The organism is Cellulosimicrobium sp. TH-20 (genome assembly GCF_002105775.1).
In the GTDB taxonomy this organism is placed as follows: Bacteria; Actinomycetota; Actinomycetes; order Actinomycetales; family Cellulomonadaceae; genus Cellulosimicrobium; species Cellulosimicrobium funkei.
This window is the reverse complement of record NZ_CP020857.1, coordinates 959,263-975,652: the sequence shown is the minus strand read 5'-3', so window position 1 is coordinate 975,652 and position 16,390 is coordinate 959,263. Positions and strand designations below refer to the sequence as shown.

11 protein-coding genes are annotated in these 16,390 nt (G+C 75.4%); 2 read left to right on the top strand and 9 right to left on the bottom strand.

The genetic code is table 11. From position 1 onward, the window contains the following. Positions 1–33: 33 nt before the first annotated feature. A complete protein-coding gene (locus B8281_RS04425; protein ID WP_198163143.1) occupies positions 34–1,578 on the top strand; it encodes a glycosyltransferase 87 family protein in 1,545 nt (514 codons plus the stop codon). 76 nt (positions 1,579–1,654) lie between these two features. Here B8281_RS04425 and B8281_RS04420 read toward each other — a convergent pair whose 3' ends face one another. The 5 genes from B8281_RS04420 to B8281_RS19410 all read right to left on the bottom strand — a co-directional run bounded on the left by B8281_RS04420 (position 1,655) and on the right by B8281_RS19410 (position 9,633). Continuing rightward, a complete protein-coding gene (locus B8281_RS04420; protein ID WP_085387021.1) occupies positions 1,655–2,074 on the bottom strand; it encodes a hypothetical protein in 420 nt (139 codons plus the stop codon). An 83-nt stretch (positions 2,075–2,157) separates the two neighbouring features. Then, a complete protein-coding gene (locus B8281_RS04415) occupies positions 2,158–3,402 on the bottom strand; it encodes a WxL protein peptidoglycan domain-containing protein (RefSeq protein ID WP_085387020.1) in 1,245 nt (414 codons plus the stop codon). 132 nt (positions 3,403–3,534) lie between these two features. Beyond that, positions 3,535–4,422, bottom strand: coding sequence for a hypothetical protein (locus B8281_RS04410; protein WP_085387019.1), 888 nt, complete (start codon positions 4,420–4,422; stop codon positions 3,535–3,537). Positions 4,423–4,841: 419 nt separating this feature from the next. Then, positions 4,842–5,861: a sugar phosphate isomerase/epimerase gene (locus tag B8281_RS04405; protein ID WP_034651214.1), complete on the bottom strand. Its 1,020-nt coding sequence runs from the start codon at positions 5,859–5,861 to the stop codon at positions 4,842–4,844. Positions 5,862–5,955: 94 nt separating this feature from the next. After that, entirely contained in the window at positions 5,956–9,633 is a 3,678-nt protein-coding gene (locus tag B8281_RS19410; RefSeq protein WP_228485141.1) for a PQQ-dependent sugar dehydrogenase, read from the bottom strand. Between the two features lie 613 nt (positions 9,634–10,246). On the opposite strand from B8281_RS19410, the gene B8281_RS04395 reads away from it, so the two are divergent. Then, on the top strand, positions 10,247–10,522 hold the full coding sequence (locus B8281_RS04395; RefSeq protein ID WP_085387017.1) for a type II toxin-antitoxin system Phd/YefM family antitoxin: 276 nt from the start codon (positions 10,247–10,249) through the stop codon (positions 10,520–10,522). Positions 10,523–10,616: 94 nt separating this feature from the next. Here B8281_RS04395 and B8281_RS04390 read toward each other — a convergent pair whose 3' ends face one another. The 4 genes from B8281_RS04390 to B8281_RS19120 all read right to left on the bottom strand — a co-directional run bounded on the left by B8281_RS04390 (position 10,617) and on the right by B8281_RS19120 (position 16,345). Further along, a complete protein-coding gene (locus B8281_RS04390; protein WP_085387016.1) occupies positions 10,617–11,237 on the bottom strand; it encodes a D-alanyl-D-alanine carboxypeptidase family protein in 621 nt (206 codons plus the stop codon). Between the two features lie 139 nt (positions 11,238–11,376). Then, positions 11,377–14,310, bottom strand: a complete 2,934-nt coding sequence (locus B8281_RS19130; protein WP_157446553.1) for an FAD-binding and (Fe-S)-binding domain-containing protein — start codon at positions 14,308–14,310, stop codon at positions 11,377–11,379. Next, complete coding sequence (locus B8281_RS19125; RefSeq protein WP_021482220.1) at positions 14,307–15,194, bottom strand: MurR/RpiR family transcriptional regulator; 888 nt, start codon at positions 15,192–15,194, stop codon at positions 14,307–14,309. Before B8281_RS19125 ends, B8281_RS19130 begins: the two co-directional genes overlap by 4 nt. Next, the gene (locus B8281_RS19120; protein ID WP_198163142.1) at positions 15,191–16,345 is read right to left on the bottom strand and encodes an N-acetylglucosamine kinase; all 1,155 of its coding nucleotides are present in this window, start codon (positions 16,343–16,345) and stop codon (positions 15,191–15,193) included. Before B8281_RS19120 ends, B8281_RS19125 begins: the two co-directional genes overlap by 4 nt. Positions 16,346–16,390: the final 45 nt, after the last annotated feature.

Sequence of the window (16,390 nt, the reverse complement as noted above, 5' to 3'; positions counted from 1 at the left end):
CGCCCGCCGCGGCCCCGGCGCACACTGGCGGGTGTGAGCCTGGCAGCCCGTGCCCCGCGCCGAGCGCCCGCTGCCGCGCGGTGGGGGTGGGTCGTGGCCGCCGTCGTGGCGGGCCTGGCGTTCCTCGTGCGGTGGCACCTCGTCGGCGGCTCGGCCGGGATCGGCGGGTACCGCGGGTACGACGACGGCGTGTACTTCTCGGCCGCGGTGGCGCTCGTGCACGGCCGCGTGCCCTACCGCGACTTCCTGCTGCTGCACCCGCCCGGCTCGACGCTCGCCCTGACGCCCTTCGCGGCGCTCACCACGTGGACGAGCGACGACCACGCCCTGGTCGCAGCGCGCGTCGGCATCATGCTCGTCGGCGCGGCCAACGCCGTGCTCGTGACGCGCGTGGCGCGCCGGTGGGGCACGACGGCGGCCGTCGTGGGCGGCGTCCTCTACGCCCTGTCGTACGCGGCGGCGTGGGCCGAGCGGCTCACGCTCCTCGAACCCCTCGGCTCCCTGTGCCTGCTCGGCGGGGTCGTGCTGCTGCTCCGCGGCCTCGACCGGCGCCAGGAGGGCACCGGCCGCGAGCGCCCGTGGCTCTGGGCGGGCGGGGCCGTCCTCGGGCTCGGTGCGACGGTCAAGATCTGGGGCGTGGTGCCGCTGCTCGTCGTGCTCCTCTGGCTGCTGGCCGTCGCCGGGTGGCGCACCGCGGCCCGCGCGGCCGCGGGCGCCGTCGTCGCGCTGGTGGCGGTGCTCGGCCCGTTCCTCCTCGCCGCGGGGTCGGACATGGTCCGCATGGTCGTGCTCGACCAGCTCACCCGACCCCCGGCGACGACGGACCTCGAGCAGCGGCTCGTGTGGCTCACGGGGACGGGCGGCCTGCGCGACCTCGTGCCGGAGCAGGAGCAGCTCGCGGTGGCGTGGACCGTGCTGGCGCTGGCGACGGTCGCCGCGGTCGCGGCGTGGGTCGGGCGGCGCGGGCGGCTGTGGGTCGTGCTGCTCGCGGTGCAGGTCGGCGTCCTGCTGCTCTCGCCGTCCGCGTACCCGCAGTACGCGGCGTTCTCGGCACCGGCGCTGGTCCTCGTCCTGGCCGCCGCGTGCTCGCTCCTGCCCCGCCCGGGCAGGGTCGCGGCGGGGGCGCTCCTGAGCATCGGCGCCACAGCCCTCCTCGTGGCCGCGGTGCAGACCGCACCGCGCCTCGCCCCGTTCCCGACGGCCGAGGTGGCGGCGGCGCTCCCCGACGACGGCTGCGTCCGCGCCGACTCCCCCGGGGTCCTCGCCGTCCTCGACGTGCTGAGCCGCGACCTCGAGCGCGGCTGCGAGCTCCCGGTGGACCTGTCGGGGTACTCGTACGACCACGGCGCGCGGGACGCCGCCGGCGAGCCGGTGCCGCGCCGTCGGAACCTCGCCTGGCAGGAGGAGGCGCTGCGCTACCTGACGTCGGGGTCGTCCGCCGTGCTCGCGCGGTCGACCGGCAACGGGTTCAGCGACGAGACCTGGCGCGCGCTCGACGCCACGACGACGACCGTCCTCGACCGCCCGGGGGTGCAGGTGCTCGTCCCGCACGACGACGTCACACGGCCGGGAGGCTGAGCCTGCGCCCCGCGACGGGGACGCTCAGGCGCGGGCCCGGTACCGCTCCACGGACTCATGCCGCGGTTCCCCGGCGTCAGTCCGGCTCCAAGGCGGCGATGCGCATCGTCACGTGGCTCGCATACTCCGCGGGCTCTCGGTCGACCTGCACACGCAGCGGCCCTCGGGGGACGTCGAGGGTGCGCTCGTTCTCGGCGTCCCCGATCGCGAGGCGCCCGGACGGGCAGCTGAGTCGTCCGTCGAACTCCGCGACCCCCGTGGGCAGGGGCTCGCCGACGACGACGGTCACGGTGACCGTCGCCGACGGAGGATCCACCTCGTCGGGCCAGTCGTCCGAGACGTCGACGTCGGCGGCGTGGAGCACCGGCACGGCCAGGCAGGAAGGTGACGAAGCGATCGCCTCGTCGCCGAGGTCCGGGGGAAGGTCGAAGGACTCCTGCTCGTCGAAAGCCAGGAGGAGGCCCCACCGGAACGGTTGTGTCCACTCGAGCTGCACCCCCGCACCGTATCGAAGGCACCGCGCCGCCCAGGCACGCCAGGTGACACCGTCTCCGCCACCGTCGCTCCGGCCCGGTTACCTCACGGCGCAGGTCTCGCCACGGGGTCGTGGTCCGGTGCCGGGCTGCCCACAGCGTCGGGGTCGCTCGGGGAGTCCTCGGCCCGCGCCTCGTCCGCCCCACCCGCGGCACGCTCGGCGAGCGCGGCGGCGACGGCGGCGTCCACCGCGCGCTGCTGGGCGGTCCGCGCCCGGCGCCGCGCGCGGACGCGCCAGACGACGAGCAGCGCCACGAGGACGAGGAGGCCGAGCGCGACCCACGGCACGGCCCAGGTGGCGGCGGTCGCGACGACGCCCGGCACGACGACCTCCGGGTCAGGCACCGTCCCGGGCAGCGGCACGACCTCGCCGCCGACCGTCAACGTCGCGACCTCGCGACCGAGCGGCCAGACGCCGTCGACCTCGACGGTCCGCTCGACGGACGAGCCGGGGAGCAGCTCGGGCACGTCGACGTCGGTCGCGGACGTCGCGCCGAGCCCGAACGGGCCGTCGACGCGGACGGCGGTCGCCGGCGCGACGCGCGCGTTGCCCTCGTTCGTCACGGTGAACGTGACGGTCGCGCTGCCGGGCGCGAACGGGTTGAGCGTGCCGTCGTAGGCGAGCCGCACGTCGTCGACCGCGAGCGCCGGGGCGAGCTCGCCCTGGACCCGCAGGTGCACGCGCGAGCCGAGCCGCCGGTCGGTCGTGACGCCGTCCTCGGCGACCACGACGAGGGACGAGACGACTCCGGCGGCGTAGTCGCCCGGGGTCGCGTCGTCGGGCACGGTGACGGTGAAGGGGACCTCGACGCGCTCCTGCGGAGGGATCTCGACCTCGGCCTGGTCGAGGGCGATCCACGACCCGAGCGCGGTCGACTCCTCGCCTGCGGGGAGGAGGTCGAGCGTGCCGTCGTCGGTGAGGAAGCCGTCGGCGGCGTAGACGGCGAGCGCGAGCGGGGTGTCGCCGTGGTTCGAGACGACGAGGCTGTCGCGCAGCGAGCCGCCGGGCGCGAGCGAGTACGCGAAGTTGGGCCGGTCGACGCCCTGGGCGGTGTCTCCCGGGCGCACGCCCCACTGCACGGTCTGCTCCGGGTCGGGCGTGGGAGCGTCGTCGGTCGCGACGGCCGTCCGCGCGGCGGGCGCGACGTGGCCGGGGGCCGCGGCGGGCGCGGCGTCCCCGGGGAGCGCCGCGGCGGCGGGCGCGCCGAGGAGCGCGAGCGCGAGCAGGGGCCCGGCGAGCGCGCGCAGGGCGCGGGACGCGGGGGCGGGAGAGGTGCGGCGGTGGGTCATGCGCTCGGTCCTTCGTCGGTGCAGGTGGGGCGGCTCGGACGAGAGCCGCCGGACCGGCCGGCCACCACGGCGTGCGTGGTGGCCGACCGGTCGCCCGGCCCGTGCCGGGCCGGGCTGCGGTGTCCCGCGGGATCAGCCCAGTGCGGTGAGCGTGATCGTCGCGGTGTAGGTGCCGCGCGGGGTGTCGAGCGGCATCTTGAGGTCGAGCTCGGCCCCGACCACGGACGCGCCGCGCGCGTGGCCCTCGTCGGCCCGCGCGAGGGTGCGCGCCTGCTTGAGGCCCTCGCCCTCGTCGAACCCGGACGCGACCGGGGCGCCGGCGACCGCGTCGCCGCCGTTCTCGATGACGCCCGGCGTCCAGCCGAGGTGCTTGCCGTCGACCGTCTGGCCGCCCGCCGTGAAGTCGGACACCTGGCCGGTGACCGACCACGCCGGGTCGCCCGCGCGCGTGTCCTGGACGCGCACGGGGACGAGCTGGCCCTGGGCCTGGTAGTAGCTGAGCTCCTCGTCGGCGACGCCGAGGTCGACGAGGCGCGACGAGCCCTCGAGCGACCACGTGAGCTCGCCTCCGGACTGCTGCGGCACGGTGACGGCCACGGCCTGGTCGCCCTCGGGCGCAGCCCCCGGCTCCTCGCCGGTGTGGTCGCCCTCGACGCCGCCCGCGGTGTTCCCGGGCCCGAGGACGGCGGCCGGGTCGTTGCCCGTCGCACGGATCGTGCCCTGGATCGCCGTGCCCGCGACCCGCAGGTTGCCGGCGTTCCCGCTGAGCACGAGGTCGCCCGCGACCGCGTTGCCCCACTCGTCGGCCTCGCCGGACGCCGTCGCGCCGACGAGCAGGTCGCGCGCACCGTTGCTCACGGTGAGCGTGCCGCCGACCACGGCGCCGGCGACCGTCACGCCGAACGCGGAGCCGTCGAGCGTCGCGTCGCCGCGCACGGACGTGCGCAGCAGGTCGACGTAGCTCGCCTCCTGCGTGAGCAGCCCGCCGGAGACGGTCGAGTCGCTGATCTCGACGTCCACGCCCCCGGCCGCGACGTCCCCCCGACGGTGAGGTCGTTGAGGTACAGGAACCCGTTCCGGGTGCCCGCCGAGTAGACGCTGACGTCCCCGGCGACGCTCGTGCCGTCGAGCAGCACGCCGTACGCGTCGGTCGCGACGACCTCGCCCCCCACGGTCACGGACGTCGCGTCGAGCCAGCCGCCCGGCTGGACCACGACGTCGCCCTCGACGGTCGCGCCACCGAGGACGCAGTCCGCGCCCCCGGGGACGACGAGGTCGCCGCTGACGGTCCGGTCGCCGAGGTCGGTCGTGCACTCGACGTCGGCGGCCTGCGCCGCGGGCGCGACCGCCGTGGCCGTGGCCACCGCGAGCAGCGCGGCGGCCGGGACCTTCCACTTCCACTTCATGTGATGCTCCTTGTCAGGTGTGGTCGGTCCGCGTCAGCCGCGGAGCGAGGAGATCTCGCCGTAGCTGCGGCGGGCGTTGCCCAGGGAGTTGAGGGCGTTGCCGGGCTCGGCCACGGTCGCCGCGTTGTCCTGCTCGTACAGCCCGAACCGCTGCCCTCGGTCGCGGAGCTGGGAGAGGAACGCCTGGTAGGGGATGTCGCCGGCGCCGAACTCGATGATGTCGTAGCCGTTGCCGCTGGACTCGTTCGTCTTGCCGTCCTTCAGGTGCAGGATCGGGAAGCGGCGCGGGTCGCGCGTGACGTAGTCGATCGGCTCGAACCCGGGGTACAGGTGGCGGCCCACGTACGCCCAGTAGACGTCCATCTCGAAGAACACGAGCTCGGGGTCGAGGTTGTCCCACAGCAGGTCGTAGACGCGCTGGTTCGGGTCGTCGCTGGTGAACGCCCACTCCTGGGCGTGGTTGTGCGAGTAGAGCTTGAGCCCCGCCGCGCGGGCCTTCTCGCCCATCTGGTTCCAGGTCTCGCAGGCCTGGAGCCACTGCGCCTTGGGGATGGGTCCGCCGTAGCCGCCCGCGATGGGTCCGCCCTGGCCGAGGTGCGGCATGCCAAGCGCGAGCGCCTTCTCGATCTCGGCGTCGATGTTCGCCGGGGTGAGGTTGACGTGCGCACCGACGGCCCGCAGGCCGTTGTCGTCGAGCAGCTGCCGGATCTCCGGCACGGTGATCGCGCCGACGCTCCCCTGCGTGTAGCCCGCGAACTCGATCTCGGAGTAGCCGATGTCGGCGAGCTCCTCGAACACGGCCCGGAACCCGAGCGAGCTGACCTTGTCCCGCACGGTGTAGAGCTGGATGCCGATGCGGTTCACCGGCACGAGCCGGTTGCGCCCGCCGGACGGCGCGACCGCCGTCGGGAGGGCGCCGCCGAGCGCGTTCGCCGCCGACGGACCGAGGGCGGCCCCCACGCCCACGGCGACCGACGACGCCGCGAGCGCCTTGAGCAGGTTGCGACGGGTCATCGGCTTGGCCGAGACCGTCGGGTGGTGGTGTGAACTCATGTCTCTCCTTCGAGGTGAGCCGCCCCGGGACCGCACCCGGGGACGCCTGGGGGCCGGTGGCCCGGGCGGGTCGCCCGGGCCACCGGTGGGACGGTCAGCTGCGGACCGTGAGGGTGAGGTTCACCGTGCTGGGCGCGACCCCGGCGGACCCCTGGTAGCGGGCCTGCACCTGGTAGGTGCCGGTCGCCGCGAGCTTGGGGAGCGTCACGACGACGTCCCCCGCCTCGTCGAGCGTCCCGGTGAGCGACGCGACGGTGCCGTTGTTCTTGCGCACCGTCACCTGCACGTCGCCCGTGGGCACGACGCCGGTCGACGACTCCACGTGGAGCGTCGCCTTCGCCGCGACGGCGGGCTTCACCGGGTTCGGCGCCACGCTGCCCGTCGTGGTCGACCGGGCCTGGGCCACCGTGAGGCGCACCGTCCCCGCCGACGCCGTGTAGACGCCGTCGGCGCCGTACGTCGCGGTGAGGGTGTGCGTCCCGACGGCGAGCGACGGGTCGATCGCGATCGTCGCCGTGCCGTCCGCGAGCGTCCCGCGCCCGACCTCGGTCTCGCCCGTGGTGAGCACGACCTCGCCCGTGGGCGTGCCACCCTCGCCCGTGACCGTGACGACGGCCTCGCCCGGCGCGCCGTAGGAGACGCGCGCGGCGCCGACGGAGACCGTCGTGGCCGAGGCGACCGTCGGCTCGTCCGGAGCGTCGAGGTCGATCGTGAACGACACCGCGCCGGCCTCGGAGACGTTGCCGCCCGTGTCGGTCGCGCGGTAGAGCAGGTCGTACGCGCCGTCCTGCGAGAACGTCACGCCGTACTGCTGGTTCGCCGCGAGGTTCGTCCACGTCGCGCCCGCGTCGCGCGAGTACTGCACGCTCGCGACCGCGCCGTCGTCGGTGGCCTGCACGGAGAACCGCACCGGCTCGTTGAACACGCCGCCGACGCCCGTGGGCGTCTCCGGCGCGAGCGTGTGCGCGACGGTCGGGGCGGTGACGTCGGCCGCGCCCGCGCCCACCATGGTGATCGCGTCCACCGCGAGCTCGTCGGACGACGTCACGAACAGCGTGCCCGAGCCCTCGGGGGCGTCGAACGTGATCTCCACGTCCTGCCAGCCCTCGCCCGCGGGGACGACGGCGGTCGCGAACGGCTCGGCGTCGGCCGCGCCCCAGCGGAGCTCGAGCTCGCCGCCGCCGCTCGCGCGGACCACGGCGCCGTCGATCCCGGCGAAGCTCACCGGGTCGTACCGCAGGAAGTCGCCCGCGCCGAGCCCGCGGACGGCGTTGCCACCCCGTGCGGTCGCGTCGGCGAACACCTCGACGCCCTCGCGGCCGATCGCGTGCTCGCCCTGCTGCTCCTTCGGGTTGAGGCGCAGCGTCGCCTCGCCCGTGGCCGGCGGGAGGCCGTTGTGGCCCGCGTCGGTGTACGTGACGACGACCGCTCCGTACAGGAGCGCGCCCGGGCCGTGCTCGGGCGAGTTGGGGTCGGTGCGCCACGCGCCCGTGCAGCCCGTGCCCGTGGACTCGGGGTGCGCGTGCTCGTCGTGCCCGAGGCCGTACGTCCACGCGACGCGCGAGCACACGGTGCCCGAGCCCGCCTGCGGGTCCTCGAACGCGGCGGCGTACGCCTCGAGCACGTCCGCCACCATCTGCGCGGTGACGGCGCCGCCGGAGATCGCGACGAGCTCGTCGAGGGTGAAGCCGGAGGCCTCGCCCAGCGTCTCGGCGTCGACCCCGAGCGTCTCGACGAGGACGTCGTGCCCGATGGCGTCCGCGAGCCACTCGCCGATCTGGTCGCCCGACGTGAGGTGCGGCGTCGGCGCCTCGCCGCCGCCGAGGTCGTCCTCGGCGTCGGTCGTGGTCACCTGGTACGGGACGGCCTGGCCCCAGTCGAAGAACGCGCCGTCGGCCGGGTACTCGATCGTGACCTCGGGCGCCTGGTTCCCGACGGAGATGACGCGCGACGTGAGGGAGAACTTGCCCGACGCGTCGGTGACGCGCAGGCGCGCGGTGTACGCGCCGATCTCCGTGTACGTGTGCGTCGTCCGGACGCCCTCGGCGTCGAACGTGCCGTCACCGTCCACGTCCCACGCGTAGGTGAGGTCGTCGCCCTCGGGGTCGGACGACGTCGACGCGTCGAACGTCACCTCGAGCGGCGCCTGCGACGACGACGTGGGCGTCGCGGTGAAGCGCGCCTGGGGCGCCTTGTTGCCCTCGGCGTAGTCGATCCGGTACAGGCCCGCGTCGGGGTTGGCGCGGAAGAAGCCGTCGCCGTAGTCGAGCACGTAGAGCGAGCCGTCGGGACCGAACTCGAGGTCCATCGGGTTGTCGTGCGGCGGCTGGCCCGCCGCGGCGAGCGCGGCGTTCGGCAGGAAGTCCTCGATGTGCGTGACGTCGAAGGTCTCCCAGTCGACCGTGAACGCGGCGAGGTAGTCCTGCGAGAACTCGCCGAAGAACGCCTTGCGGTCCCAGTACGCGGGGAGCTTCGTGGTCGACGGGTTGTCGGCGTCGTAGTGGTAGACGGGGCCGCCCATCGGCGCCTGGCCGGAGCCGGAGCCGAAGTTCACGAGCTCGTCCCACGGCTGGTCGCCGGGGTTGTCGCCGTACCAGAGCGTCGCGGCGCGGGCCGGCGGCAGCTCGCGCAGGCCCGTGTTCCAGCGGGAGTCGTTGACGAGGTTCTCGGGGTCGAAGAACTCCCCCGGCGTGCCCGTCGCGAAGTCCCAGTCGTTGTAGGCGAAGTTGTCGCCCTGGACGTACGGCCAGCCGGCGTTGTGGGGGTCGTCGAGCGAGACGACGTTCCACTCCACGAGGCCCATAGGCCCGCGGCCCGCGGTCTCCGCGACCGCCTTCGTCGCGTCGGGGCCGTAGTCGCCCCAGGAGAGCGAGTTCGTCTCCGGGTCGACCTCGAACCGGAACGGGTTGCGCACGCCCATGACGAAGATCTCGGGGCGCGTGCCCTCGGTGCCCGGCGCGAACAGGTTGCCCTCGGGGATCGAGTACGAGCCGTCGTCCTCGACGTGGATCCGCAGGATCTTGCCGCGCAGGTCGTTCGTGCTCCCCGCGCCACGACGCGAGTCGAAGCCGGGGTTCATGCCGGGGGCGTCGTTGTTCGGCGCGAAGCCGTTCGCGCCCGGGGTGCTCGCGGGCGTGTTGTCGCCCGTCGTGAGGTAGAGGTTGCCGTCGCCGTCGAAGTCGATGTCCGCCCCGACGTGGCAGCACTGGCCGCGCTGCACCTCGACGTCGAGGATCACCTGCTCGCTCGCGAGGTCGATCGTGTCGCCCGTCCACTGGAACCGCGCGAGACGGTTCACGCCCACCCAGCGGTCCCAGTAGCTCTCGTCCTCGCCCGCCGGGAGCGAGTTGGGCGCGTTGCCCGTCGGAGTGTCCGCGACGCCGTCGCCGTCCGCGTCGCGCGGCGCGTAGACGAGGTAGACCCACCCGTTGTCCTCGAACTCCGGGTCGAGCGCGACGCCCTGGAGGCCGTCCTCGGAGTTCGCGTAGACGTCGAGCGTCGTGACCACGCGCGTGACGCCCGTCGCCGGGTCGGTGAGCCGCACGTCGCCGTTGCGGGCCGTGTGCAGGACGCGCGAGTCCGGGAGGATCGCGAGGTCGATGGGCTCGCCCACGTCCTTCGTCAGCAGCACGCGCTCGTAGTTGGACCAGTCGAGCGCCGCCTCGGCGCCCGGTTCCGCGCCGTGGTCGACGCCGTCGTGCGCGACGGCGGGTGCCGTCGCCGCGCCCAGGCCCGTGAGCGCGAGGGCGCCGGCGGCCAGAGCCGCGGTCACCCGCCGGTTCCGGCGCGTACGCCGGTCGATATCCTTCATCTGATGCCGCTCCTGTGAGGTTCAGTCGCCTGTGAGGGGTCATCCGGACCGGGTCGCCCCCGTCGCGCCAACGACGGAATCAGGGCGGCTCGGTCTGTCTGTGCTGGTGGGAGGGCTGCGCGCCCCCTGCCCGGTGGTCCTCCTCGTCTCGTCGTCGAGCGCGATCCCCCCGCACGTCGTCGTGCGGACGGAGAGTGCCACCACGTGCACCGGGGCACGCGCGGAGGCGGTCGGGCCGTAGCGGTCGGGTGAAATTCACCTACCACTCGGTCGTCATCCTACGAGGCTTCTGTCGGGTGTCAATCAAAAGTCGAAAGTCCGCCGATGCACGGACTACAGGCAGGAACGCAGCCGAATCCTGACTGCGCTGTCGGGTTCGGGAACTGACCTCGAGCGCGCAGAGACCCCGCCAACGATCCGCCGTCGAGCACGTCGAGGCCGACGGCCTGCACGCCCGCTGCGCGGGCCTCCCGGCGTCCCGTGGGCCGAGAAGGCCGCGAGCACGGGAAGAAGGGGTGCCTCTTTGGCAAGAATGAGGCTATTCACAGGCTCGTAGTCCGGACAGTATGAGCGCATGAAGTCGGTAGCTCTCAGCGAGGCGAGGGACAGGCTGTCGGCCCTGGTGGACGAGGCCGAGCGAGAGCTCCAGATCGTGCGGATCACCCGGCAGGGGCGCGGTGCCGCGGTGCTGATGGCCGGGGACTACCTCGAGTCGCTGCGCGAGACGCTGTTCTGGCTGTCCGAGCCCTGCGTGCTCGACGACGTCGACGGGGCCCGTCGCGCCGCCGCCGAGGGCGCGACGACGTCCGGTGACGACCTGCGAGCACGGTCGGGGCTGCCGGCCCGGTGACCGCCGACCAGACCCCCAGCGTGGCGGCACGAGGTCGCGACCGCGGCCGAGCGGTTGTTGCGACGCCTACCGCACAAGGTCGCGACCGCGGTGGTCAGGACCGGTACACCCAGTGCCACGGTTCGCGCGGGGTGTCCTCGACGAAGCCGAAGCGGCCGCCGTTGGTGCGCATCCACGCCTGGGCCCGGTCGTCCAGGTCGAGGTCGACCGCGATGCCCCAGCCGTGCGGGCTGGTCCCCGGCTCGGCGGCGAGCCCGCCTTGGGAGTACAGGCCCTTGCGCGCGGCGACGTCGACCTGCGCGTCGTAGGACCGGTAGGAGTCCGTGATCCCGATGCGAACGCCGTCGCGCGCCGCCTCGGCGAGCAGGCCTTCGAGCGCCTGGCCCGCGGGCGCCCAGAGGCGGTGGCCGGTCGTCCCGACCTCCTGCAGGGCGGAACGGGGGATCTTCCCGTTGCCGTAGGCCGCGAGGTCGCCGGGGACACCGTCGACCGTGCGCGTCCGGTCGGGACCGGTCGCTCCCGCCACCGGGGTGCTGCCGGTGCCGGTCGAGCCCGCCAGCACCGTGCTGAGGAGCTCGTCGAAGCGCGCGCCGGAGCTGGTCGCGACCGCCTGCGCCGCACCGGGATCGACAGCACGGACGTCGACGGCGCGGGCGGGACTGAGGGTCGCCTCGATGGCAGCCACGCGCTGCGCGATCGCGGTGATGCCGTCCATCCGGTCGTCCTCCTGGGGGCGCGCCGGCGGTGGCGTCCACCGGTCGGCACTCCCTATGCACCGCGACGAGAGGTCTGCCGCCTCCCCGCGTCGCAGCGACCGCGCCGAGCGCGCCGACCGAGGCGCGACCGCGCGCGGCTCAGACGGTCGCGCCGGGACGCGTGGCCGCCTCGAGGAGCTCGAGCACGTGGACGTAGTCCTCGCCCGTGGCGCGGGACATGCCCATCTCGCACGTCCGGTTGCTCGACACGTACGCGTCGAAGCGCCCCTCGGGGAGCGTGCCGGCGCGGTGCGCGACCTCGTCCGCCTCGGCGCGCGTCGCGCCCGCGGTGAGCTCGGGGTGCAGCATCCCCCGGTCGCCCGCGAAGCCGCAGCAGCCCCAGGCCGCCGGCACGGTGGCACGCTCGGCGACGGCCTCCGCCACGGCCCGCAGGTCGTCCACGGCGCCCAGGTGCACGGTCGCGCACGTCGGGTGCACGACGACGTCCCCCGCCCGCGCGACGTCGACCCCGCGGGCCGCGAGGCCGGGCAGCACGTCGGTGCGCACGAACGTCACGGCGTCGACGACCCGCAGGCGGGCGAACCGGTCGCGCGCCCGCTCGTCGCGCGGGTCCGTCCCGGTGAGGTGGCGCGCCGTCTCGGCGAGGCCGTGGGTGCAGCTCGACGCGTCGCACACGACCGGCAGCTCGCCCTCGCGCGTGGCGACCCACAGCGCGTCCACGACCTTGCGGGCCATGGCGGCCGCGCCGTCGGGCAGGCCCTTGGACGACCACGGGGTGCCGCAGCACAGCCCGCCGATCCCGTCGGGGACCACGAGCCCGACGCCCGCCCGCTCGCACAGCGCCCGGAACGCGGCCTCGGCCCCGACCGGGCGGCTCGCGCCGTCCCCGCCGCACGCGCCCGCGGGCAGGCCGGCACCGGCGGGCGCGAAGAGCTCGCCCATGCACGACGCGAACAGCACCGCGCGCGCGGAGGTGGCGCCGCCGTCGGGCACGACGGCCGTGGTCCCGCGGCGCGGCCCCGGGCCGGGCAGGTCGGCGTCGACGCGCGGCACGACGTCCGTCCCGACCACCCCGCGGGCGACGTCGGACGCGACGCGCACGAGCGGTGTCGGGAGGCCCTGGACGACGCCGAGCGCGGCGCGCAGGCCCGTGACCACCGGCCCCCAGTGCTCGGCGGCGGCCGCTCCCCCGCGCTGCACGAGCCGCGGCTGCGACCGCGCGCGGTGGCCCTTCATGACGACGCCCGTGTCGATGCCCACGGGGCACGCCTCGACGCACAGCGAGTCCGCGGCGCACGTCGCGACGCCCTGGTAGGCGTACTGCCGCTCGAGCTCGCGCCGCTCGGCGGGCGGCGCGGCGGCCATCTCCTTGAGCAGCGCGATCCGCTGGCGCGGCGTGGTCGTCACGGTGCGCGACGGGCAGCCCGGCTCGCAGTACCCGCACTCGACGCAGCGGTCGACGAGCGCCGCGTCGTCCCCGCCCGCCGACGACTCGACCTTGAGGTTGCGCAGGTGCTCGTGGTCGTCGTCGGTGAGCACGACGCCCGGGTTGAGCAGGCCGTGCGGGTCGAGCAGCCGCTTGACCTCGCGCATGACGGCGTAGAGCTCGTCGCCGTACTGGCGCCGCACGAACGGCGCCATGATGCGGCCGGTGCCGTGCTCGGCCTTGAGCGTGCCGCCGTGGCCGAGCACGAGGTCGACGAGGTCGTCGCTGAACGCTGCGTACCGGTCGAGCTCGGCGCGGTCGCCGAGGCGCGGCGTGATCATGAAGTGCAGGTTGCCGTCCTTGGCGTGCCCGAACGTCACCGCGTCGCCGTAGCCCCGGCGCTCGAAGAGCGCGCCGAGGTCGCGCACCGTCGCGGTGAGGTCGGCGACGGGGACGGCCACGTCCTCGAGCAGCGCGGTGCTGCCCGCGGGCCGCGCGCCCGCGACGGCGGTGTACAGGCCCTTGCGCACGCGCCACAGGCGCTCGCGCGTCGCGGCGTCGGTCGTCACCGTGGCGGGGACGGCCAGGAAGCCGGCGAGCGAGCCGACGACGTCGCGCGCCGCCTCCTGGAAGGGCGCGAGACCGTCGGGGGTCGCCGCGCGGTACTCGACGAGGAGCGCGGTCTGCCGGTGGATGCCCGCCCCGGAGGCCAGCGAGCGCATCGAGGGATCGGCGGCCGGGTCCGCCGCGGCGACGCGGAGCGACGCCGCGTCGAGCAGCTCGATCGCCTCCGCGCCCGACGCGACGAGCGGCACGAGCGCGTCCGTGGCGTGCTCCAGCGAGTCGAGCACGAGGAGGGTCGTCGCGGCGTGCGCGAGGAGCGGCACCGTCCGGAACGTCACGTCGGCGACCCAGCCGAGCGTGCCCTCGCTCCCGACGAGCAGGTGCTCGAGGATCTTCACGGGCTCGTCGTGGTCGAGGAACGCGTTGACGGAGTAGCCCATCGTGTTCTTCATCGAGAACTGGCGCTCGATCTCCGCGCGCGCCGCCGCGCTGCCCCGCACGCGGTCGCGCAGCTCCGCGAGACCGCGGTGGATCGCGGGCTCGGCGGCGCGCAGGCGCGCGTCGGCGTCGGGCGCGCCCGTGTCGACGACCGTCCCGCTCGCGAGCACGACCGTCATCGCCTCGACCGTCCGGTACGCGGTCCGCGCCGTCCCCGACGACATGCCCGACGAGTTGTTCGCCACGACCCCGCCGATCGTGCACGCGATCTCGCTCGCCGGGTCCGGGCCGAGCCGGCGCCCGTGCCGCAGCAGGTGCGCGTTGACGAGCCGCAGCGTCGCGCCGGGCTCGCAGCGCACGCGCTCGCCGCCGTCGAGCACCTCGACCCGGGTGAAGCGCGTGCGCGTGTCGACGAGCACGCCCGCGCCCGACGCCTGGCCGGACAGGCTCGTGCCGCCGGAGCGGAACGTCACCGGCAGCCCGCGGCGGGACGCCTCGCGCATCGCGGCGACGACGCCGTCGCGGTCGTGCGCGCGCACGACGACCTCGGGCCGCAGGAGGTAGTGCGACGCGTCGTGCGCCTGCGCGACCCGCGTCAGGAGGTCCGTGCGCAGCTCGAGGCCGGGCGTCTCGACGGCGGTCACGGGCGCGTCCGGCGGTCGTAGCCGAGGCGGTGGGGCTGCACGGCCTCGTACGTCGCGCGCAGGTTCGCGGTCGTGCGGTCGTACAGGCGCTGTGCGACGCGCACGAACAGGAAGTCGACGAGCGCGAGCTGCGCGATGCGGCTCGACAGGGCGCCGGACCGGAACTGCGTCTCGCGCGCCGTCGTGGTGAGCACGAGGTCCGCGTGCTCGACGAGCGGCGACTCGGGGAAGTTCGTCACGGCGACGGTCGTCGCGCCGCGGTCGCGCGCGATGCGCAGGGCGTCGTTCGTCTCGACGGTGAGCCCGCTGTGCGAGACGCCGACGGCGACGGCGCCCTCGGCCAGGAGCGCGGCGGACTGGAGCTGGACGTGCGGGTCCGGCGACGCGAAGCACAGCAGCCCGATGCGCTGGAGCTTCTGCGCGAGGTCCTGCGCCGTGAGCCCGCTCGACCCGACACCGAACAGGTCGATCCGCGTCGCCTGCGCGACCGCGGCGGTGACCTGCTCCAGCGCGTCGAGGTCGAGCATGCGCGCCGTCTCCTCGATGGTGCGCGCCTCGTGGAACGCGATCTTCGTGACGACGTCGTGCAGCGTGTCGTCGGGGTCGATCTCGCCGTGCGCGACGTTCGCGCGCTCCTGCTCGACGGCGCGGCGGCTCGTCGCCTGCGCGAGGTCGATGCGGAACTCCGGGTACCCGGCGTACCCGACCGCGCGGCAGAACCGCACGACCGTCGCCTGCGACGTCCCGACGAGCGCGGCGAGCTCCGTGATCGTCTTGCCCACGACGGCCGCCGGGTCGGCGAGCACGGCCTCGGCGATGCGCGCCTCGGCGGGCCGCAGGCTCGGCAGGGCCTGGCGGATGCGGACGAGGCCGTCGGCGGTCATGGGGTCTCCTCGGCGGTGGTCGGGTGCGGGGCGGTGCCGGGCGCGCCCGGCGGCAGGGCGGTCGGTGGCGCGGCGGTCGGTGGCACGGCGGTCGGTGGCGCGGCGTGGTCGCCGAGCGTGAGCCAGGGCGCGTGCTCGACGACGGAGCCCGGCTCGGTCGCGAGGCGCGCGGCGAGGTGCAGCGCGCCGTCGAGCGGCGTGCCCGCCGGGTCGACGAGCGCGACGTCGGGCCGCAGCACGGCGAGCCGCGCCCGGAACGCGTCGGTGAGGAGCGGGCCGATCCCCAGCACCCCGCCGGTCGCGGCGGCGAGCGGCGGGACGCCGTCGACGAGCGCGGCGGCGAGCGTCGTCGCGAGGTGGGTCCCGGCGCCCGCGAGGACCTGCCGCGCGACGGGGTCGTCGGCACGGGCGGCGGCCGCGACGTCGGGCGTGAACGACGCGAGCACCTGGGCGCGGTCGGGGCGCGTGTAGAGCTGCCCGGGCCACGACGGCACCGGGCCGAACCGCGCGACGGCGGCGGCGAGCAGCGCCGGCGAGCCGCCGGAGTCGCGGCCGTCGTACGCGGCGACCGCGGCCCGTAGCCCCTGCGCGCCGATCCACGACCCGGAGCCCAGGTCGCCGAGCAGGTGGCCCCACCCGTCGACGCGGTGCCACACGGTCCGCAGGTCGGTGCCGAGCGCGATCGCCCCGGTCCCGACCGCCACGACGGCGCCGGGACGGCCCGACAGCGCGCCGAGGTGCGCGGTGAGCGCGTCCGCCACGACGGCGGTGCGCGGGCCGGGCCGGGCGGCCGGGTCGCCGTCGACCGCGAGACCTTCGGCGGGAGGGAGGCCCGTGCGCAGCGCGGCGTGCAGCTCGGCGGGGTCGCGCACGAGGGACGCGAGGCCGGTCGCACCGACCGCGGCAGCGGCGACGCCGTCCGCGGCGAGAGCGGGGACCGCGGCACGGAGGGCATCGAGGAGGTCACGCACGACGTCTGCGGCGTCGCTCCCCGTGGGCCCGATGGCGACCGGTCGGCCGGTCAGCGCGACGTCGTCCGTACCCGCACCGGACCGTGCCGCGGCGGGCAGGCGGCGGGCGAGGAGGCGGCTCCCCGACCCCCCGACGTCGAGCCCGACGACCCACGGCCCCCCGGGCGTGCTGCTGCTCACGGGGCCAGTGTGGCACAAAGTTTCACAGCAGATGGTCAAAAGGGA